Source organism: Amycolatopsis sp. cmx-8-4 (assembly GCF_046548675.1).
Classification (GTDB): Bacteria; Actinomycetota; Actinomycetes; order Mycobacteriales; family Pseudonocardiaceae; genus Amycolatopsis.
On the sequence record NZ_JAEBDZ010000003.1, the window covers coordinates 271,425 to 290,573 of the forward strand.

The 19,149-nt window shown below is 71.6% G+C and carries 18 protein-coding genes; 6 read left to right on the forward strand and 12 right to left on the reverse strand.

The features are described from left to right. Window positions 1–37: 37 nt before the first annotated feature. A complete protein-coding gene (locus ACLJQZ_RS07340; RefSeq protein ID WP_410619303.1) occupies window positions 38–1,459 on the reverse strand; it encodes a class I SAM-dependent methyltransferase in 1,422 nt (473 codons plus the stop codon). Window positions 1,460–1,524: 65 nt separating this feature from the next. On the opposite strand from ACLJQZ_RS07340, the gene ACLJQZ_RS07345 reads away from it, so the two are divergent. The 3 genes from ACLJQZ_RS07345 (at window position 1,525) to ACLJQZ_RS07355 (ending at window position 5,070) form a co-directional block, all read left to right on the forward strand. After that, window positions 1,525–2,841 carry an alginate O-acetyltransferase AlgX-related protein gene (locus ACLJQZ_RS07345; protein ID WP_410619304.1) on the forward strand — a complete coding sequence of 439 codons (1,317 nt, stop codon included), beginning with the start codon at window positions 1,525–1,527 and terminating at the stop codon, window positions 2,839–2,841. A 154-nt stretch (window positions 2,842–2,995) separates the two neighbouring features. Beyond that, complete coding sequence (locus ACLJQZ_RS07350; protein ID WP_410619305.1) at window positions 2,996–4,225, forward strand: DUF1707 domain-containing protein; 1,230 nt, start codon at window positions 2,996–2,998, stop codon at window positions 4,223–4,225. A gap of 251 nt (window positions 4,226–4,476) precedes the next feature. Next, the gene (locus ACLJQZ_RS07355) at window positions 4,477–5,070 is read left to right on the forward strand and encodes a hypothetical protein (RefSeq protein ID WP_410619306.1); all 594 of its coding nucleotides are present in this window, start codon (window positions 4,477–4,479) and stop codon (window positions 5,068–5,070) included. On the opposite strand, the gene ACLJQZ_RS07360 is transcribed toward ACLJQZ_RS07355, so the two are convergent. The 3 genes from ACLJQZ_RS07360 to ACLJQZ_RS07370 form a co-directional block, all read right to left on the reverse strand. Next, complete coding sequence (locus tag ACLJQZ_RS07360) at window positions 5,051–5,716, reverse strand: response regulator (protein ID WP_410619307.1); 666 nt, start codon at window positions 5,714–5,716, stop codon at window positions 5,051–5,053. The genes ACLJQZ_RS07355 and ACLJQZ_RS07360 overlap by 20 nt on opposite strands. Then, window positions 5,713–6,837 (reverse strand): sensor histidine kinase, encoded by a 1,125-nt coding sequence (locus ACLJQZ_RS07365; protein WP_410619308.1) that lies wholly within the window; start codon window positions 6,835–6,837, stop codon window positions 5,713–5,715. The genes ACLJQZ_RS07360 and ACLJQZ_RS07365 overlap by 4 nt, the downstream gene beginning before the upstream one ends. Before the next feature lie 76 nt (window positions 6,838–6,913). After that, on the reverse strand, window positions 6,914–7,747 hold the full coding sequence (locus ACLJQZ_RS07370; RefSeq protein ID WP_410619309.1) for a helix-turn-helix transcriptional regulator: 834 nt from the start codon (window positions 7,745–7,747) through the stop codon (window positions 6,914–6,916). 101 nt (window positions 7,748–7,848) lie between these two features. Between ACLJQZ_RS07370 and ACLJQZ_RS07375 the strand changes: the two genes are divergently transcribed. Continuing rightward, window positions 7,849–9,279, forward strand: a complete 1,431-nt coding sequence (locus ACLJQZ_RS07375) for an MFS transporter (protein ID WP_410619310.1) — start codon at window positions 7,849–7,851, stop codon at window positions 9,277–9,279. A 2-nt stretch (window positions 9,280–9,281) separates the two neighbouring features. Here the strand turns inward: ACLJQZ_RS07375 and ACLJQZ_RS07380 are convergent, their stop codons facing one another. From ACLJQZ_RS07380 to ACLJQZ_RS07400, 5 genes are all read right to left on the reverse strand, one after another. Then, window positions 9,282–10,160, reverse strand: coding sequence for a VOC family protein (locus ACLJQZ_RS07380; protein ID WP_410619311.1), 879 nt, complete (start codon window positions 10,158–10,160; stop codon window positions 9,282–9,284). Continuing rightward, window positions 10,153–10,674: an RNA polymerase sigma factor gene (locus ACLJQZ_RS07385; protein WP_247059772.1), complete on the reverse strand. Its 522-nt coding sequence runs from the start codon at window positions 10,672–10,674 to the stop codon at window positions 10,153–10,155. The genes ACLJQZ_RS07380 and ACLJQZ_RS07385 overlap by 8 nt, the downstream gene beginning before the upstream one ends. Before the next feature lie 64 nt (window positions 10,675–10,738). Next, entirely contained in the window at window positions 10,739–12,505 is a 1,767-nt protein-coding gene (locus tag ACLJQZ_RS07390) for a gamma-glutamyltransferase family protein (protein ID WP_410619312.1), read from the reverse strand. A 63-nt stretch (window positions 12,506–12,568) separates the two neighbouring features. Continuing rightward, window positions 12,569–12,952 (reverse strand): VOC family protein, encoded by a 384-nt coding sequence (locus ACLJQZ_RS07395; RefSeq protein WP_410619313.1) that lies wholly within the window; start codon window positions 12,950–12,952, stop codon window positions 12,569–12,571. A gap of 133 nt (window positions 12,953–13,085) precedes the next feature. Continuing rightward, window positions 13,086–14,390, reverse strand: coding sequence for a UDP-glucose dehydrogenase family protein (locus ACLJQZ_RS07400; protein ID WP_410619314.1), 1,305 nt, complete (start codon window positions 14,388–14,390; stop codon window positions 13,086–13,088). A 213-nt stretch (window positions 14,391–14,603) separates the two neighbouring features. Between ACLJQZ_RS07400 and ACLJQZ_RS07405 the strand changes: the two genes are divergently transcribed. Next, window positions 14,604–15,362 (forward strand): SDR family NAD(P)-dependent oxidoreductase, encoded by a 759-nt coding sequence (locus tag ACLJQZ_RS07405; protein ID WP_410619315.1) that lies wholly within the window; start codon window positions 14,604–14,606, stop codon window positions 15,360–15,362. Window positions 15,363–15,439: 77 nt separating this feature from the next. Here ACLJQZ_RS07405 and ACLJQZ_RS07410 read toward each other — a convergent pair whose 3' ends face one another. The 3 genes from ACLJQZ_RS07410 to ACLJQZ_RS07420 form a co-directional block, all read right to left on the reverse strand. Beyond that, window positions 15,440–16,099: a class I SAM-dependent methyltransferase gene (locus ACLJQZ_RS07410; protein ID WP_410619316.1), complete on the reverse strand. Its 660-nt coding sequence runs from the start codon at window positions 16,097–16,099 to the stop codon at window positions 15,440–15,442. Window positions 16,100–16,232: 133 nt separating this feature from the next. Beyond that, window positions 16,233–16,868, reverse strand: coding sequence for a PadR family transcriptional regulator (locus tag ACLJQZ_RS07415; RefSeq protein WP_410619317.1), 636 nt, complete (start codon window positions 16,866–16,868; stop codon window positions 16,233–16,235). A gap of 82 nt (window positions 16,869–16,950) precedes the next feature. Then, window positions 16,951–18,597: a TM0106 family RecB-like putative nuclease gene (locus ACLJQZ_RS07420; RefSeq protein ID WP_410619318.1), complete on the reverse strand. Its 1,647-nt coding sequence runs from the start codon at window positions 18,595–18,597 to the stop codon at window positions 16,951–16,953. A gap of 89 nt (window positions 18,598–18,686) precedes the next feature. On the opposite strand from ACLJQZ_RS07420, the gene ACLJQZ_RS07425 reads away from it, so the two are divergent. Beyond that, window positions 18,687–19,148: a DUF6474 family protein gene (locus ACLJQZ_RS07425; RefSeq protein ID WP_410619319.1), complete on the forward strand. Its 462-nt coding sequence runs from the start codon at window positions 18,687–18,689 to the stop codon at window positions 19,146–19,148. Window position 19,149 lies beyond the last annotated feature (1 nt).

A 19,149-nucleotide genomic window follows, 5' to 3' on the forward strand; every position in this document is an offset into this window, starting at 1 on the left:
CAGATTAGCGGCCCGACCAGCACCGCCGGGCCGGACCTCAGTTTTCGATCCGTTCGAGCAGCGACAGCCCGACGAGGATGTAGGAGAGCGTCCGCCGGTCGCCGCCGAGCCCGGCGGTCAGCGACCAGTCGGCGTCGACGGACAGCCGCACCTGGCGGTGGGCGTCGAGCCGGACCGGCAGGACCTGCTCGACCAGCCCGGGTCCGACGTCGGCCTTCGCGACCGGGACGCCGTCCACGGAGACGGTGACGCCGCCGTACTCGGTGGCGTCGTCCGGCAGGTAGGTGCGCAGCTCCAGGGCGCCGACGGCGGTGGTCGGCAGCAGCGGGAACTCGATCGACGGCGCCGCCCAGTCGTCGTGGTAGAGCCCGTTGATCCGGCCGGTGACGATTCCCGCGCCGCGCACGAGCCGCTCGCCACCCGTGTCGCCGGGGCGGAACGACGCGCGACCCGCCGGATCGACGACGCGGGTGTCGCGAACGGACCGTTCGGGCGTCCGGGTGCCGTGCACGCGCAATGGCTGCGGCGTCGGGTGGAACAGCGCGGTCAGCCGCGTCCCGGTGACGAGCCCGAGGTCGAGCAGGGCGTCGTCGAGCACGCCGACCTGGTCGAGCAGCTCGACGTGCACCGGGTTGTCCAGGTCGACGTTGTGGCCGTAGATCCGGTCGACGAACGGGTCGATCACGTTGCCGTAGGGCAGGAACAGGCTCGGGTGCAGGTGGTCGAGCAGTACAGGCAGGACGTCCTGGGCGCGGATGCCCTCGAAGCCGTCCGCCGCGCAGTCGATGTCGACGAACTGCTCGTCGACCTGCCCGGTCAGCGCGTTGCGGCGCAGCTCCGGCGGCAGCGTCGCCCAGATCCGGTCGACGACCTCCAGCGCCTCCGGCCACCGGCGGTGCCCGTTGCGGCCGATCATGTCGTGCACGACGAGGACGCCGTCCCCGGTGAGGCTGCTCGTAATCTGCGCGTAGAGGTGTTCGAGGTCGAGCACGTGGTGCAGGGCCTGGAAGCCGACGACGACGTCGTGCTCGGCGTCGGCGCGCCAGGTGTTGAAGTCCGCGGTGATCAGCTCGACGCGCTCGGCCACGCCCTGCTCGCGGGCGGCCGCCTCGGCGCGGGCCTGCATGTCCGGGTTCAGCTCCAGCAGCCGCAGCCGGACGTTGTCCAGACCGGCCTCGGCCAGCCCGCGCAGCCAGCCGAGCTCCTGGTCGCCGTTGCCGCTGCCCAGCGACAGCACGACGGTGTCGCGGTCGAGCCGCGAAGCGCGTTCGGCGATCTGCCCGACGATCAGCTCGTCGATGCCCGGCACGCCGAGCGCGTCGAGCTTCGGCCGCACGTGCTTGTTGGACCAGCGGTGCGCCGACGGCGGCAGGTTGCCGTGGATGTCCTCCTGGTCGGCGAAGGTGTCCCGTTCCCGGGCCAGCCGCTGGTCGTAGCCCGGCCCTCGGCCACCGTTCATCGCACGTCCCCTCGCGTTCACCTGTTCGGGGCCGCCACGCTCCGGCCCGGCGCTAGGATACGGCCGTGTCCTCCCGTCCTCCGTCGCAGTTGCCCACCGACCCGGGCCTGCCGAGGACCCCGGAGTCCTGGCTGCCGAAGGAGCACAACCTCTACCGGCCCCGGCACAGCAAACGCCAGCGCACGGCCCTCGCTTGCGCGGCCTTCTTCTTCGTGACGCCGCTGCTGCTGTCCGCGGTCGGCGTGCACCCCACCGCCTTCGAAAACCGGCCGCTGCGGGACTTCCCCAGCCTGGGCGACGGCTGGGGCTTCTTCACCGGCATGGCCGGCTGGGCCACCGACCACCTGCCGTTGCGCCAGGCCGGCGTCCAGGCCGCCGACGGCATCAGCACCGGTGTCTTCGGCGACCCGCCCGGGTCCGGCCAGGGCACCAGCCACGAGGGCGGCACCGTCGGCGTCGACCAGGGCCAGCCCAGCACCGGCGACGTCCCGGGTTACGTCTACCCGACCGTGCTCCCGGGCAAGGACGGCTGGATGTACCTCGGCGAGGACGTCAACGCCCGCTGCCGGCCGGTGATGGACACCGACCACGTCGTCGCGGCGCTGCGGAAGCTGCGCGCCGCCGTCGAGAACTCCGGGCGGAAGTTCGAGCTGGTCATCGCGCCCGACAAGTACAGCGAAGAGCCGTCGCACCTGCCGGACAACTACGTCGGCAAGCCGTGCGCCCAGGCCCGCACGGCCGAGTTCTGGAACCGCGTGCCCCGCGAGACGGGCGCGATCGACCTGCGGCCCGCCCTGGCCGACGCCGAGAAGCGCACCGGCCACTCGCTGTACGACCCGAACGACACGCACTGGTCGTTCGACGGCGGCCTGGTCATGACGTACGCGCTGGGGCAGTCCATCCAGCCGGGCAGCACGGTCCGCTGGCAGGCGGCGCCGAACGGCACCCGGCCGTGGCCGGCGGACCTGGCCCGGGTGCTCGGCCGCGAAGAACAGCGGAAGCTCACGACCTACAGCCTCTCGACCGACGGCGGCGCCGACCGCACCCGCTACATCGCCAGCGACTTCAAGACGCCGCTGCACCTGACCCAGCCCGACGGCGCGAAGCCGGCCGGTTCGATCGGGCAGAACACCGCCGTCGTGGCCGACTCGTTCACCCAGTTCGCGAGCCCGTTCCTGGCCGCCACCTGCCAGGACGTCACCATCGTGCACGCCGAGACGACGGCGCAGAGCAACGCGCAGGAACTCACCGGGTTGTTCGCCGACCGGGACGTGATCACGTTCGAACTGGTCGAACGGAGCGTGATCGGCGGATCGTCGCCGCTGCTGCGGAACCAGACCATCGACCAGCTCGCCGCCGTGCTCGCGCAACACCCCAGGTGACCTGGGAAGCGGGATGCGCCACCCGAAGGTAACGACGGGGTGGTGGGCGACGAACAGGTGAGCACACCCGTGCACAATGACTCCGTGCGGTCACGCGGCTGCACCCATACACTCGCACGATTTCGCAGGCGATCTACCCGAAGGGGGTACCGGGGTGACCTGGCAGGAAGAGCTGCGCAGGCTTGACGAGGAGCTGGCGGCGGGAAACCTGACGGCCGACGAATACCGGACGCGGCGTGATCGGGTGCTGTCCATGGCCGTCACGACCGGCGACAGCCAGGCCGCCCCCGCCCAGCCCGCGCAGCAGCCGATGGGCGACAGCGCCTCCGAGACCCAGATCATCGCACCGGTGAGCCCGGCCGCGCCGCAGCAGCAGGCCGACGCGGCCGAGGCGACGCAGGTCGTCTCCGCCACCGACGCCGGGGGTGGCGAGCGGACCCAGGTCGTCCCGCAGTGGCAGCAGCAACAGCAGCCGCAGTACAGCCAGCAGTCCCCGGCCGGCGGGTTCCCCCAGCAGCAGTACGGCCAGCAGTCCCCCGCCGGCGGCTTCCAGCGCCCGCCGCAGCAGAACCAGCAGAACCCGTGGGGCGCGCAGCAGCAGGACGTCAGCCCGCCGTGGGGCGGCTCGGACTTCCCGCCGATGGCGCAGCCGGGCAACGCGGACTGGATCAGCCAGGGCCCGGAGAGCTTCCAGGCGCAGCCGTCGTCCGGCAAGGGCAAGAAGATCGCCTTCGCCGTGATCGCCGTCCTGGTCGTGGCCGGTCTCGGCTACGGCGTCTGGGCGCTGTTCATCAAGGACAACGGCACCACCCCGCCGGTCGCCCAGCAGAGCACCACCCAGCAGCCGCCGCCGGCCCCGACGGTGAAGCCGCTGCCGGAGCCGCCCGCGGCCAAGCCCGAGCCGAGCGACAACTCCGCGGCGCTGGTCACCCCGGCCGGCACGACCCGCGCCGGTGGTGGCGAGTTCGACCTGGACAAGCTGCAGTCGGCCAAGTACCTGCCGACCACGGTCATCGAGAAGCTCAAGTCCGGCGGCATGACCGACGGCCTGCTCAAGACGACCAAGGACGGCGACGTCACGCTCGGCCTGTTCGCGCTCGAACTGCCGAACACGCAGGCCGCGTCCGCGGTGGCGGCGGAGTACGCGAACGCCGAGCAGGAGGGCGGCCTGACCGCCAACCGCAACCTGTCCCTGCACGGGGTCCAGGTGTTCTCGGCGGCGGACAGCAGCCAGCAGGTCTACCGCGCGGTCTACGTCCTCTACAACCGCGTCGTCATCGTGGACTCGTTCGGCCCGTCGAAGGACGCGACGCTCGCCTCGTTCAAGACGCTGCTGACCGCCCAGGTCGAGAAGGCGCCGCCGACGGAGCGCACGAACAACTGAGCACGGCTCAGCGCTGCCGGAGTGAGTCCGCGTGACTTGCTCCGGTAGCGCTTAGCCCGAAGGTGTGACTTACGCCGTGTCGGTGAACCCCCTCCCCCTCCCGGACGCCCTCTGAACAGAGCATCGTCCGGGAGAGGAGGCGCCGTGATCTGGATCTGCCTGGTCGCCGTCCTCGCCGTCGTGTTCCTGGTGCGGGCGGTTCGCCTGGTCCGGCGGGTCAAGCGCGGCTGAGCTGTGGTTGGGTCGTCGGCGTGCCCAAGCTCGTGACGCGCCGGATCACCCCCGCCGGCTTCCTGCTCGCTTTGCTGCTCTTCCTGTTCCTGCCGTGCCTGGCCGCGTCCTGCGACGCACCGGACGGCACCCGGGCCGCGGTGACCTACTCCGGCGCCGATCTGGCCTCCGGCCAGCAGAAGTTCACCGGGATAGACGGCCTCGGCCTGACCCCGGCGGAGCAGACGGCCGTGGCGGACAAGTTCGACATGCCGGGCCTGGTCCAGGTCCTGGCGATCGTCGCCGCGGTACTGCTGGTCCTCGGCCTCGGGGCGGCGTTGCCGCGGACGCCGAAAGTCCGCGCGCTGACGGCGGTCGTCGTCGCCGGCGCGGCCGCCGCGCTGCTCGTGGTGACCGAGGTGTTCGCGCTGCGGAACCTCACCGACTACACCCGGACGATCGCGGCCACCGTCTCGACGCTGTCGACGAGCCAGGCCAACCTCGACGACGAGGCCACCGCCGCCGTCGACCTGCGGCTCGGGTTCTGGCTGGCGGTCGGCCTGGTGCTCGTCGTCTTCGTGCTGAACGTCTTCGTCGCGCTGCGCCGGTCCGGCGTCACGGCCGACGTGGAGTGACCAGGCCGGACTCGTAGGCGAGCACCACGAGCTGGGCGCGGTCGCGGGCGCCGATCTTCGTCATGATGCGGCTGACGTGGGTGCGCGCGGTGGCCGTCGAGATCACCAGGTGGGCGGCGATCTCGTCGTTCGACATCCCGCCCGCGACCAGGCCGAGGACCTCGCGCTCGCGGTCGGTGACCTCCCGGACGGCGCTGGTGTCGATCCGCCGGTTCTCCGGGCGGCCGACGAACTCCTGGATCAGCCGGCGCGTGACAGTCGGCGCCAGCAGCGCCTCCCCCGCCGCCACGACACGCAGCGCGCGCAGCAGCTCGACCGGCTCGGTGTCCTTGAGCAGGAACCCGCTGGCCCCGGCGCGAAGAGCCTCGTAGACGTACTCGTCGATGTCGAAGGTGGTCAGGACCAGCACCTTCGTCCCGTCGAGCTCGGGGTTCGCGGAGATCCGGCGGGTGGCTTCGAGGCCGTCGACGCCCGGCATCCGGATGTCCATCACGACGATGTCCGGCTTGTGTTCGATGGCGAGCGCGACGGCCTGTTCGCCGTCACCCGCCTCGCCGCAGACGTCGAAGCCGTCCTCGGTCTCCAGCAGCACCCGGAACCCGGCGCGGACCAGCACCTGGTCGTCGGCCAGCAGGACGCGGATCATGCGTCTCCCTCGATCGGTAGCTCGACGAACACTTCGAAACCGTCGCCGAGCGGCTGGGCCGTGAAGCGCCCACCGAGCGCCGCGGCGCGTTCGGCCATGCCCCGCAGGCCGTGGCCCAGGACCGGCTGGGTGGTGCCGCGACCGTCGTCGCGCACCCGGAGTGTGAAGGCGCCCGCCGGCCGCCCGAACCGGACGTCGACGTGGCGCGCCTGGTCGGCGTGCCGGACGACGTTGGTCAGCGACTCCTGCAGGATCCGGTACCCGGCGGCGTCGACCGGCGCCGGGAGCTCGCCTGCCTCGCCGTGGACGTCGACCGTGAGCCCGGCGTCACGCGCGTGGGCCAGCAGCTCGGCGGCCTGGGCGAGGCTCGGCGCGGGCGCCTTGTCCTCCCCCGACCGCAGGACGGCGAGGGTGGCGCGCAGGTCCTTGAGCGCGGAGGCGCTGGCCTCCTTGATGTTGAGCAGCGCCTCCTTCGCCTGCTCGGGCCGCCGGTCGGCGACGTGCGCGGCGACGCCGGCCTGGACGTTGATCATGGCCAGGCTGTGCGCGACGACGTCGTGCACCTCGCGCGCGATCCGCAGCCGTTCCTGCTCGGCGAGCCGGTGCCGGTGCTCGTCGGCCTGCTCGCGCCGGGCCGCGACGGCGGCGAACTGGTACCGGACGGCGGTGCCGATCCCGATCACGGCGACCAGCCAGACGACGAGGAACCCGGCGCCGACGGCCAGCACGAACGACCCCGACGTGACGATGTGGCCCAGGTAGAGCACGGCCAGCGCGCCGGCGCCGGTGATCCCGGCGACGAGCGGGCCGCGCTGCCGGGTGAGCACGAACAACGCGATGGTCGGCACGACGATGACCGGCCCGCCGGGAAAGCCCGAGGCGTAGTAGCCGAACGCGGACGCCGTCGTGACCAGGAAGAGCGTCAGCGGGAAGCGGTGGACGAGCAGCAGCGTCAGCGTGGTGGCGACGAGCCAGGCGCCGGCGACCGGCGTCAGCTGCGGCGAACCGGGCTGCCAGCGTGACGCGCCGCTGGTCGCGCCGAGCACGAAGACCGTGACGACGACCGTGCGCACCACCCGCCCCACCCACGGGGACAGGCTTGACTGCGGCGGCCGTCTCATACCGCGAAAGCTACCGGGCGGACGAGCACCGCGCGTCCGTCCTGAAGCGACTCTCCGCGTACGTCGGGTGCCGTAGTCAGCCGGACATGAGCGGCAGCTTCGCCGCCGTCTCCGCGTCGGCCGGGGTGTAGGTCGACACGGTGATCTCCGAGCGGCGGCCGAAGTAGAGGTAGGTGAAGTTGAAGCACAGCAGGCCGACGTCCGGGTGCAGGTAGCGCTTGGTGCGGATCGGCTCGGAGTTGACGTCGTGGTGCGGCCAGAGCTCGGCGAACAGCGGCGACTCCGCCTTCAGCCGCTTGACCAGCTGCTTCCACGCCGGCTCGGCGACGTGCTCGGCCATCGCCGCGCGGAACGACGCGATGACGCGCGGGATGTTCGTGTCCCAGTCCAGCATCCGCTCGCGCCACTGCGGGTTGAGCAGGCACTGGACGAGGGTGTTGCGGTCCTCGAACGGGATGGCGTCGACGTCGCCCATCAGCCAGCTGTAACCGCGGTTGTAGCCCAGCAGGTCGCAGCGGGCGTTGCGCACCGCGACCGGGTACGGCTCGAGCTTCTTCAGCATCATTTCCAGCTGCGGCGAGAGGACCTGGCAGTCCTTCCCGCTCTCCGGCTCGGGCGCGCCGGCCAGCCGGAACAGGTGCGTGTGCTCGTGCGGGTCGAGGCGCAGGGTGCGCGCGATCGCCAGCAGGACCTGCTCGGACGCGTTGATGTCGCGACCCTGCTCGAGCCACGTGTACCAGGTGACCCCGACGCCGGCGAGCTGCGCGACCTCTTCGCGGCGCAGCCCCGGTGTCCGGCGGCGGCCCATCAGCGGCAGGCCGACCTGCTCGGGCGTGATCCGCTCACGCCGGCTGCGCAGGAACCGCGCCAGCTCCTGGCGGCGGAGTTCGGATTCGACGGCGGTGGTCATGGTGCCAGGATCGCACGCCACCGAAACTGGTACCAGGTAGTGGCGGTACCCGGATAAACAACAACTGGTACCAGTTTAGCTCGAGGTCGATCGTAGTACCCATGACCACGACCTCACTCGCGCCGACTGCGGCCGGCGCCCCCGCCCGGCCGGGACTGACCCCCGCCGGCCTGGTCACCGTGCTGCTGGGGGCGGCACTCCCGATCATCGACTTCTTCATCGTCAACGTCGCCCTGCCCACGATCGACGCCGACCTCCACGCGTCCACGGCCACGCTGGAGCTGGTGGTCGCCGCCTACGGCATCGCGTACGCGGTGCTGCTGGTGGTCGGCGGCCGCCTCGGCGACTCGTTCGGCCGCCGCCGGCTGTTCTTCGCGGGCCTCTGGCTGTTCACGCTGACGTCCCTGGCCTGCGGAATCGCCCCGACGGCGACCACGCTGGTGATCGCCCGCGCCGCGCAGGGGGCGGCGTCGGCGTTGCTGCTGCCGCAGGTGCTCTCGATCATCCAGGCGACGACGTCCGGCGAAGAGCGGTCCCGTGCCCTGGGCTTGTTCGGGGCGACGGGCGGCCTCTCGACGGTCGTCGGCCAGCTCGCCGGCGGCGCCCTGGTGGCGGCGAACCTGTTCGGCACCGGCTGGCGCCCGATCTTCCTGGTGAACGTCCCGATCGGGCTGGTCGTGCTGCTGCTCGCCCGCCGCCTGCCGGAAAGCCGCGCGCACAACCCGCTGGGCGTCGACCGGCTCGGGACGACGTTGCTGGCCGTGACGCTCTTGTCGTTCCTGGTCCCGCTGATGGAAGGCCGCGCGCTGGGCTGGCCGGTGTGGACGATCGTGCTGCTGGCCCTGTCCCCGTTCGCCGCGGCGGCGTTCGTGCACGTCGAGCGACGTCTCGAGCGGCTCGGCGGGACGCCGTTGCTGCCGCCGTCGGTGATGCGGCTGCCGAGCGTGCGCCGCGGGCTGCTGGTGGGGGTCCCGTTCTTCTGCGCGTTCGGCTCGTTCATGTTCGTCTACGCGATGACACTGCAGGAGGGCCTGCACTTCGGGCCGCTCGGCGCGGGCGCGGCGCTGACACCGATGGCCGTCGCGTACTTCACGGTGTCGATGCTGAGCAGCCGCCTGGTGACGCGGTACGGCCAGAAGGTCGTCGCGGTCGGCGGCGCGATCAACGCGGTGGGCATGGTGGCGCTGCTGTGCACGTCGCTGGCGCAGTGGCCGAACCTGACGATCCTCGACCTGGCGCCGTCGATGGTGGCGATCGGCGTGGGCAACGCGCTCGCGATGACGACGTTGTTCCGGATCGTGCTGTCCCACGTCCCGACGGACCTGGCCGGCGTCGGCTCGGGCGTCATGACGACGACCCAGCAGACGTCGCTGGCGCTCGGCATCGCCACGCTCGGAAGCCTGTACGCGGCCTTGTCGGCGCCGGGCGTGCTGGGCGTCCGGGACGCGTTCGCACTGGTCATCGGCCTGATCGCGGTGCTGGCGGTGGTCGTCGCGATCACCGCCAGGCGGCTGCCGGACCCGCGAGCGTGAAGTCAGCTGCCCGGCTGCTCCCAGAGCCAGAACTCGATGCCCTGGTTGTCGGTGCAGTCCGCGGTGAAGCCGTACGGGTGGTTCTCGACTTCGCCCGCCTGGCCGCCCTGGTCACGCACCCGGGCGAGCGCGGCTTCCAGGTTTTCCACCGCGAACATCAGCTTCCAGCCGACCTGGCGGCCGGGCCCACCCCACAGGCCGCCCGGGCGGCCGTGGCCCTCGATGTTCCAGGCGCCTTCGACCGAGCCGGGCGCGAACTGCCAGCCGAGCACCGCGCCGTAGAACGTCTTCGCGGGTTCGGCGTCCGGGACCTGGAACGTGAAGTACATCGACTCGCCCGGCTTGGGCTGCGGCTCCGGTTTCGGCGCGGCCTGGGAGACCAGCCAGCGCTGGCCGAACGGGTCGCGGAACGAGCCGCCGCGGCCGTACGGCGAGTCGCTCACCGCGCGGATCAGCGTCGCGCCGAGTTCGAGGGCGCGGGTGACGCTGACGTCCGGGTCCGGCACCTCGACCCGCACCGACGCGCCACCCTCGGCGGCGACGTGCCCGATCTCCGGGTACTCCTCGGCGAGCATCAGCACGGCGTCGCCGATGGCCAGCTCGGCGTGCCCGATCCGGCCGTCGTCCATCAGGATCGGCTCGCCGCGCCGGGTCGCGCCGAAGACGTCGACGTAGAAGTCGAGCGCCGCGCGGGCGTCGGACACAGCGAGGTACGGCGTCAGCGACCGCAGTTCGGCGGTGGTCGCAGGGGCTTCCGTGGTGGTCATGTCGGCTCCGTTCAAGATCACGCGACGCAGGTTGTCGCGCAGTTCGGCGGCGAAGTCCGGGTCGGGGTCGACCCGGTCGGAGGGCCGGCGGAGCGCGTCGAACGGCTCAGGCATCGCGACCCCCCTTCTCGTAGGAACGCCGGAACGCGGCGCGGGCCCGCACGAGCAACGCCTCGGTGGCGTGCACGCTGCGGCCCAGGTGGCCGGCGACCTCGGGCACCCCGAGGCCGTCGACGTAGCGCAAGGTCAGCGCCGCTTGGTGGTGCGGCCCGAGGGATCCGAGCACTTGACGCGCGCGCAGGGCGTCGAGCTGCTCGTCCCAGGGATCCTCGACGTCCGGCTCACTGTCGTGGACCAGCCGTAGACCGCGTTCCTCACGTTCTTTGCGCCGCCAGTGGTCGGCGAGCTTGTGCCGGGCGACGCCGATCAGCCACCCGGTGCTCACTGGAGGTGCGTATTCCTTGCGACAGGCGGCGACCGCCCCGAGGAAGGTCTCGGAAGTGAGCTCCTCGGCGAGCGTCCGGTCACCGCACCGGGACAGCAGGTACCCGTAGACCTCCGGCAGCGCGGTCTCGTAGAGCCCGAGCAGCGCGAAGGCCGGGTCCGGTTGCACCCGAGGTTCCGTCACACCCTCATCGTCGCTCGGGGGCGAGGTTTTCCGACGGGTGAATCCCGGATTTCTTCGATCGGCGCTACCGGCCCGCCGCGTACCCCTGCATGCCGCGGGCGTTGGCCGCCGCTCGAAGCACGCCTTCGGAGCGGGAGACCGCCGAGAGGCGGCCCAGCGCCCAGTCGCCGGCGTCGATCAGCTCGTGGCCGCGGTTTCGCAGGCCGGCCAGGGTGGCCGCGCCCAGGCGGGACTCCACCACCAGCTCGCGCGGGTTCCACGAACGCGGGTAGAACGAGCTGGGGAACGCCGTCGTGTGCCAGGCCGGCGCGTCGATCGCCTCCTGGAGGTTCAGGCCGCCGTAGACGTGGGCGAGCCAGAAGCACAGCTGCCACTGGTCCTGCTGGTCACCACCCGGCGTGCCGAACGCCAGCGTCGGGACGCCGTCGCGCAGCGCCAGCGACGGCGACAACGTGATGCGCGGGCGCTTGCCCGGGGCCAGCGAGTTCGGCAGGCCCTGCTCCAGCCAGAACATCTGGCCGCGCGAGTCGAGGCAGAAGCCCAGCTCGGGGATCGTCGGGCTGGACTGCAGCCAGCCACCGGACGGCGTCAGCGAGACCAGGTTGCCCGCCGCGTCGACGACGTCGAGGTGGACCGTGTCGCCGCGGGTCTGGCCCTGGGGACCGACCGTCGGCTCGCCCGTCGCGCCGCCTTCCGCGCGCAAGCCCTGCAGCGAGTTCAGGATCGCCGGGAGCCGGGCGGGCCCGCGGGCGTCGCCGGGCCGCAGGTCCGCGGACGCCGTGTCGGTGATCAACGCGCGCCGGGCATCGGTGTACGACGCCGAGAGCAGCACGTCCAGCGGGACGTCGGTGTCGCCGTACCAGGCCTCACGGTCCGCGAAGGCGAGCTTCGCCGCCTCGACCGACAGGTGCACTGTGCGCTCCGACGCCACGCCGTCCACAAAGGACAGTTCGTCGCGGAAGCCGTGCATCAGCAACGCCTGCTGCAGCAGCGCCGGGCCCTGCGTCCAGCCGCCCAGCTTGACCAGGCGCCAGTCGTCGACGTCCACCGAGACCGGGTCTTCGTAGCCCGCCGACCACGACGCGAGGTCTTCGCCGGTGAGCAGGCCCGCGTGATCGCGGCCCGAGTCGTCGCGGAACGCCGTGCGGCTGAACGCGTCGATCGCTTCGGCGACAAAACCCTGTGACCAGGCACGACGACCGGCGTCAAGCTGCGCTTCGCGGCCGGAGACGGCTTCGGCCTCGCGCAGGAGACGCTCCCACGTGTCCGCCAGTGCGGGGTTCTTGTGCAGGCCCGCCGCGGGCTTGCCGTCCGGCAGCCAGAGCGCCGCCGACGTCGGCCAGTGCTCGACGAACAGCCCTTCGACGGCGCGGATCGTGTCGCCGACCCGCGAGACCAGCGGCGTGCCGTTGCGCGCGTAGCCGATCGCGTAGCGCAGCACCTCGCGAAGGGACTTCGTGCCGTAGTCGCGAAGCAGGAGGAGCCAGCCGTCCCAGGCGCCCGGGACGGTCGCCGGGAGCAGGCCGCTGCCCGGGATCAGGTCGAGGCCCAGGTCGGCGAAGTGCCCGGGCGTCGCGGCCGCGGGCGACGGGCCCTGGCTCGCGAGCGCCCGGGGTGTCGGGTCGTCCGCCGTCACGAAGATGCCGGGCACCTGGCCCGCCGGCCCGCACAGGTGCGGCTCGGCGACCTGCAGGACGAACCCGGCGGCGACCGCCGCGTCGAACGCGTTGCCGCCGTCCTCCAGCACCGCCATCCCGGTGGCCGAAGCCAGCCAGTGCGTCGACGCGACCATCCCGAAGGTGCCGGCCAGCTCGGGCCTCGTCGTGAACATGCCCCGATAGTACGCATTGCTAAGGACCCCGCGCGCCCCTTGGGACGCACGGGGTCCGATCAGCTACCAGGAGGCCGGGCGTTGCCGCTCCGGCTCGTACGGCTGCGTGATGATTTCCATCCCGTTCCCGCCGGGATCGAGGAAATAGACACCACGGCCGCCGTGGTTGTGGTTGATTTCGCCGACCTGCTGGCCCATCGGATCGGCGTGGTAGGTCACGCCGGTTTCGACGAGCCGCGCGAAGACGGCGTCGAAGTCGTCCTCCGGGATCAGGAAACAGTAGTGCTGCAGGCGGAGGTCCTGCTCGGGGACGGTCGCGAAGTCCAGGCGGACGCCGTTGCGGACCTCGACCGGGATGAACGGGCCCCATTCCTCCCCGACTTCGAGGCCGAGCAGGTGCGCCAGGAATTCGGCGGATTCCCGGTTGTTCCGGGACGGGACGATCAAGTGGTTCAATTCAACGGAAACTGATACTGACACGGGTGAAATGCCTCCGGGGCACTCCCGCCACCTCCATGCCTCACCCAGCCGGTGACCGACACGCGATGCCGTGCCGACGATCTTAGCCAGCCGGGCGCCCTCAGGAAACCTTAATCCGCGCCGCCGCCCGCGGCCGGCCGACGCCCTGCCAGGACAGCCCCGCGTCGACGATCACCCGCGGGTCCAGCAGGTTGCGCGTGTCGACGATGTCGACGCCGTCCATCAGCTCGGCCATCGCGGCCCAGTCGAGGCGCTTGAACTCGGCCCACTCGGTCAGCACGACGACGGCGTCCGCGTCCTTCGCGACCTGGTAGGCGTCGTCGACCACGGTCATCCCGGGCAGCTCGCAGCCGACCGCCGGGTCGTAGGCGATCAGCTCGGCGCCGAGCGCGCCCAGCACCGAGCACACGGCGAGCGCGGGCGAGTCGCGCAGATCGTTCGTGCCCGCTTTGAAGGCCAGGCCCAGCACGCCGATCCGGGCCCCGGCGAGCGTGCCGCCGACCGCGCCGGCGATCTTCGCGACGATCCGGTCGCGCTGGGCGATGTTCTCGTCGATGGCCGAGGTCAGCATCTTGAAGTCGTAGTTCACCGACTCGGCCACCTTGACCAGCGCGCTGGTGTCCTTCGGCAGGCACGAGCCACCCCAGCCCGGGCCGGGCTTGAGGAACGTCCGCCCGATCCGCCGGTCGTGGCCCATGCCCTCGGTGACGAGGTCGATGTCCGCGCCGAGGCGCTCGCACAGCTCGGCGATCGAGTTCACGTAGGACAGCTTGAGCGCGAGGTAGCAGTTCGCGGCGTACTTCACGAGCTCCGCGCTCGCCGCGTCGGAGACGACGACCGGCGCCGCGAGGTCGGCGTACAGCTCGCCGACCCAGCGCGCGGCGGCGAGATCGTCCGAGCCGACGACGATCCGGTCCGGGCCCAGGAAGTCCGCGACGGCGGTGCCCTCGCGCAGGAACTCGGGGTTCGACACCACCGGGACGTCGGTGCGGCCCAGCATCGCCTCGATCCGCTTCGCCGTGCCGACCGGCACGGTCGACTTGGTGACCAGCGCGCACCCGCCGGGCAGGACGTCGCCGATCTCGGCGACCACCGCTTCCACCGCGCGCAGGTCTGCGGAACCGCCGGCGCCCATCGGCGTCGGGACGCAGAGGAACACGGCTTCGGCGTCGCGGACCGCGTCCCGCGCGCCGACGACGAACTGCAGGCGCCCGGCGGCGACACCGCGGCCGACCAGCTCGGCCAGCCCCGGTTCGAGGATGTCCACGCGCCCGGCGCGCAGTCTCGACACCTTGGCGCGGTCGACGTCCACGCACGTGACGTAATGCCCGAGACTGGCCAGGCAAGCGCCCGTGGTCAGTCCGACGTAACCCGTTCCCACCACCACGATCCGAGCAGGCGTCATGGTGCTGAAGGTGACAGCCGGACGTGACCACCGCGCTAACGGGAACAGTCGCCCTCGGGAGCGGTGAGCGAAGACACGAATCGCGGCCACGCCGCTTTTCGGGGGTTCCGGGTGGCGAAGCCCCCGGCCCGGGGCCGGGGCCCCGGCTGTCACGGCGAACGAGCGTTAACCTGGGGCCGGATCCAACGCAGCAGTCCGAAGGGAACGGCACAGATGCAGATCACCGACACCGCGGCGCTCGTCACCGGGGGTGCGTCCGGCCTCGGCGGGGCGACGGCGAAGGCCCTCGCGGCCAGGGGCGCGCGGGTGTTCGCGCTCGACCTCGCCTCCTCGATCGAGAAGGCCGAGCAGGTCGACGGCATCACCTACGTCGAGGCCGACGTCACCGACGTCGACCAGGTCGAGGCCGCCGTCGCGACCGCGTCCGGCTCGGGGGTGCCGCTGCGGACCGTCGTGAACTGCGCCGGCATCGGGCCGTCCGCGCGGATCCTGTCGAAGAAGGGCCGCCACGACCTCGCGCTGTACGCGAAGGTCGTCCAGATCAACCTGATCGGCAGCTTCAACGTGCTGACCATCGCGGCCGAGGCGATCGCGAAGACCGAGCCGCTCGAAGACGACGCCCGCGGCGTCATCATCAACACCGCGTCCATCGCCGCCTTCGACGGCCAGATCGGGCAGGTCGCCTACGCGTCGTCCAAGGGCGGCATCGTCGGCATGACCCTGCCCGCGGCCCGCGACCTGGCCTCGCAGGGCATCCGCGTGCTGACCATCGCGCCCGGCATCGTCGACACCCCGATGCTCGCCACCGTCAGCGACGACTTCCGCGCGTCGCTCGCCGCCGGTGTCCCGTTCCCGAAGCGCCTCGCGCGCCCGGACGAGTACGCGCAGCTCGCGCTGTCCCTGATCGACCACGACTACCTCAACGGCGAAGTCGTCCGCATGGACGGCTCACTGCGCATGGCCCCGCGCTGACCCCAAGGGCGGCACTTTCCCTAGGAAAGATGCGTCCGAGGGGCCCTCGGACGCATCTTTCCTAGGGAAAGCTCGTCTCAGCGGGTGAGACGGACCTCCAGGCCGATGCCGGCCTGGGTGACTGAGCAGCCGCCGAACTTGCTTTCGGTGGCCAGCTCCTCGAACTGCGCCGGGGTGAACGCGCGGCGCCGCAGCCAGCCGAGCGTCTGCCGCACGGTGAAGCCGCTGAGCACGCCCACGTCCATCGAATCGACCTCACGCTGGATGTCCGCGCCGGTGGCCTGGTGGTTCAGGTCGTGGATCACCGCGAACCCACCCGGCCGCAGCACCCGGTGCATCTCGTTCAACGCCGTCACCGGCTGCCGGAAGTTCTTGAACGCGGCCTGACAGACCAGCAGGTCGAACGACTCGTCGGCGAACGGCGCCGTCGTGACGTCGCCCTGCCGGAAGTCGACGGCCATCCCGGCACGCGCGGCCTCCTCGAGGGCGATCTCGACCATCGTGTGGCTGATGTCGAGCCCGGTGACGCGGAAGCCGAGCTTCGCCAGCTCGATGGCGAAGAACCCGGGGCCGGGTGCCACCTCCAGGATCTCGGCGCCGGCCGCCAGCCCGGCCGCGACTTCGGCCGCCTGACGCCGGTACTGCTTCAGCTGCGCCTCGGTCCCCCGGTTCTTGGCGTACCAGCGAGCCTGGCGGCCCTCCATCTCGGGCACTTTGTGCTTGCGGGTCGTTTCCATGGATCTCTCCTCTTCGGGTGAGCCGAACCGAAGAGCCGCCCGGTTATCCTTACCGGTGCCACCTCGTGACCGGGCGTGCTCGGTTCGGGGTCGAGGACCCCGGGCGGTGTGCCAGCACTGCCCGGGGTCCGTGCTACTTCTCTTTTTCCACGAGCTCCCCCAAATCAGCGGGAAGTTCGCCGGTCTCGTAATAGCGCCGCCAGGCCTCGATGCCGGGCACGGCGCCGCTGGTCAGCTCGCCCAGGAAGGCCCGGGTCCACTCGACTTCGGCGAGCGTCATCGCCAGGTCGTACTCGACCTCCACCAGGAACAGCCGCGGCATCATCGGACGCAGCTGCTCGAGTGACGCCCGCTGCGCCTCGACGTGGTCTTCGAGCTGCTCGATGCGCTGCCGCAGCAGGCTGATCGTCTGGTCCGGGCCGAGGACGCCCATCATCGACAGCCCGGACTGGAACCGCGGCGGCTCCCGTTCGACCGTGCCGACGAGCTCGCGGACCCAGTCCTCGAACTCCTCGTGCCCGGCCTTCGTGATCCGGTAGACGGTCCGCTCGGGCCGGCCGCCGTCCTTGACGCTGCCGACGGCCTCGAGGAAGCCGTGTTTCTCGAGATTCGCGACGACCGTGTAGAGCGAGCCCCACTTGATCGGCAGGTCGGCTTCCTTGCCGCGGTACTTGAGCACGGCCGCCATCTCGTAGGGGTGCATCGGGCGTTCCAGCACGACGGACAGCACGGCCAGCCCGAGCAGGTTGCCGACCTTCCGCCGCTTCATCCCGCACTCCTCGTAGACGAATATTCGTGGACGAGTATACGCAAGACGCGCCAGCAGGCAAGTGTCTTAGTGAACGAAACAATCAGAGGTCAAACATGTACGGGACCTCGACCTGGGCCCGCTCGCTGATCCAGCCGCGCAGCGCGTGGGTCGCGAGGACGTCGTCCTCGTTGTAACGCAGGAGCCGCTCGCGCTGGGTGTCGTCCGGCGCCTCGCCGTCCATCCCGACGGCGTCGCGGTACCAGCGCATCGACGCCTCGCCGCCCGCCTCCGGGTCACGCCAGGAGAAGCCGGCGGCCGGGGCGATCACCTTCAGGCCCTTGCCTTGGGAGCACAGGAACTGGTCGGTGACGCTGCGGAAGAGGTCGACCCACTCCTCGGAGTCCACAAAGGACTGGACGTCCTTCTTCGCAGGGATGCCCGGGTGGTCGCCGAAGCGCTCGACCGAGCCAAAGAGCCAGCGGTTCTCGGCGAGCGCGTTGTAGCAGTAGGCGCGGAAGGTCAGCCCCGCCGCTTCGGTGCGCTCGCGGACGTCGGTCAGCCAGGCCCAGAACTCGGCGAACGAGCGGGCTTCGTCGCCGGTCGGCAGCGGGGCCCACGTCGCGAACGCGCGGTAGCCCGGCTCCAGGCCGATGTCGGCGCCGCTGAGCAGGCAGCCCCAGAGGTAGGCGCCGGCGTCGCCGAAACTCTCCATGTCGACGTCGACCTCGACGTCCCCGCGTGGCACGTCGACCCGGTCGACGCGGCGGACGAGCGTGAGGCCGGCCAGCCAGGCGCGGGCGAGCACCACGGCGTCCGGGAACGTGACGCCGGTCCAGTTGATCACCGGCGCCTCGCCCGCCGGGTCGAGCGCGGCCAGGTTGTCCACAGTGGACACGCCGGCGCGGCGCAGCTCCATCGCGTCCTCGCCGCGCACCACGAGGCTGACGTCCCGGGTCTCGGTGAGCAGCGCTTCGCACGTCGGCCACCAGGGACAGCCGCGGCACTCCAGCACCCGCGACGGCTCGGCCAGCGGCTCCTCGCCGTTCGCGGCGGCGTTGGCGATGGCGAGCCGGTCGGCGAACCGGGCCTGGTACTCGGTGATCGCGCTGCGCCCGTTCGGCCAGGTGCCCGCGGTGAGGTCGTGCCAGACGACGACATCGGCGTCGAGGCCGATCACGCCGCCGAGGACGAGGCCTTCGTCGGCCTGCCCGAGCGTCTGCAGCATCCGGCGGATGTGCACCAGCCGGAGCTGGTCACGCGGCTGCGAACGGACCTTGCGGCCGCTGTCGGAGGCGCGGTTGGCCGGGTCGAGGTCGGTCATCTCGGTGACGATCGCGCCGGCGCCGCGGTCGGTGATGCGGTGGCGCACGACGAGCACCGGCACGTACCCGCGGCCGGTGCGGACGAGCAGGTCGATGCCGCCGCGCCGGTGCCCGGCCGGGTCGACCGGCAGCAACGCGCCCCAGATGTAGCGCGCTTCGGCGGCGAAGGCCTGCTCGGTGCGTTCGACGCGCTCGCCGGCCGGGAGGTCGCGGTCGATCTTCACCCACTGATCGGGTCCGCCGGACGCGGCCATCAGCCGGGTGACGATGTCGTCCCGATGCGCCGCGGCGTCGGCGATCCGCTGCTGCGCCGTCGGATCCGGCGGCGACAGCGGGACCCCGCGCATCAGCGGATCGTGCTCGAGGTGCACCCGGCGGCGGCAACGGCTGACCGCTCCCGCGTCGAGTACCACCTCGCCCTTCATGGAGATCACTCTAGAGGCCACCGCCGAGCCGCCATGCCCGCCACGGGCAAGACCAGTAAGTTCGACTTCGACACGTCGCAGGAGGTGCCATGGCGCGCAAGGCCAAGGTCGAGGGTGAAGGCCGATTCACCCCCAAGAAGGCGAAGAACGCGATCGCGGTGGCCAAAGTACTCGGCCCCGTCGTGATTCCCGTGGTCGCGCCGTACGCGGTGCGCGCGGCGGGCGCCGCCCGGGAGGTGTACGACCGCTACCAGGCGCGGAAGCTCGGGGTCGAGGTCGACCAGCTCGGCAGCTACACCGGCCGCGGCGCGGCGTTGCACGCCCGGATCGCGGGCATCGCCGAAGGCTGCCGGGACCTGCAGAAGTCCGAGAAGGCGACGCCCGCCGACGTCGAGTTCGTGAAGGACTCGCTCGGGACGCTGGAGCAGCTGTCGGCGACGGTCCGCGCCGCCGAGCGGATGCCGGCGGCGCGCCGGAAGTCGGCGCACCGCGCGGTCGCCGGCGAGCTGGAGCGGTTGGAGGGTCAGCTGCTGCACCGCCTGGGCATCTAGG

Excerpts from the sequence above, each read along its gene's own strand:
- ACLJQZ_RS07340 (WP_410619303.1), bottom strand. The coding sequence starts at position 1,459 with ATGAACGGTGGCCGAGGGCCGGGCTACGACCAGCGGCTGGCCCGGGAA.
- ACLJQZ_RS07360 (WP_410619307.1), bottom strand. The coding sequence starts at position 5,716 with ATGATCCGCGTCCTGCTGGCCGACGACCAGGTGCTGGTCCGCGCCGGG.
- ACLJQZ_RS07365 (WP_410619308.1), bottom strand. The coding sequence starts at position 6,837 with ATGAGACGGCCGCCGCAGTCAAGCCTGTCCCCGTGGGTGGGGCGGGTG.
- ACLJQZ_RS07370 (WP_410619309.1), bottom strand. The coding sequence starts at position 7,747 with ATGACCACCGCCGTCGAATCCGAACTCCGCCGCCAGGAGCTGGCGCGG.
- ACLJQZ_RS07375 (WP_410619310.1), top strand. The coding sequence starts at position 7,849 with ATGACCACGACCTCACTCGCGCCGACTGCGGCCGGCGCCCCCGCCCGG.
- ACLJQZ_RS07380 (WP_410619311.1), bottom strand. The coding sequence starts at position 10,160 with ATGCCTGAGCCGTTCGACGCGCTCCGCCGGCCCTCCGACCGGGTCGAC.
- ACLJQZ_RS07390 (WP_410619312.1), bottom strand. The coding sequence starts at position 12,505 with ATGTTCACGACGAGGCCCGAGCTGGCCGGCACCTTCGGGATGGTCGCG.
- ACLJQZ_RS07400 (WP_410619314.1), bottom strand. The coding sequence starts at position 14,390 with ATGACGCCTGCTCGGATCGTGGTGGTGGGAACGGGTTACGTCGGACTG.
- ACLJQZ_RS07405 (WP_410619315.1), top strand. The coding sequence starts at position 14,604 with ATGCAGATCACCGACACCGCGGCGCTCGTCACCGGGGGTGCGTCCGGC.
- ACLJQZ_RS07410 (WP_410619316.1), bottom strand. The coding sequence starts at position 16,099 with ATGGAAACGACCCGCAAGCACAAAGTGCCCGAGATGGAGGGCCGCCAG.
- ACLJQZ_RS07415 (WP_410619317.1), bottom strand. The coding sequence starts at position 16,868 with ATGAAGCGGCGGAAGGTCGGCAACCTGCTCGGGCTGGCCGTGCTGTCC.
- ACLJQZ_RS07420 (WP_410619318.1), bottom strand. The coding sequence starts at position 18,597 with ATGAAGGGCGAGGTGGTACTCGACGCGGGAGCGGTCAGCCGTTGCCGC.
- ACLJQZ_RS07425 (WP_410619319.1), top strand. The coding sequence starts at position 18,687 with ATGGCGCGCAAGGCCAAGGTCGAGGGTGAAGGCCGATTCACCCCCAAG.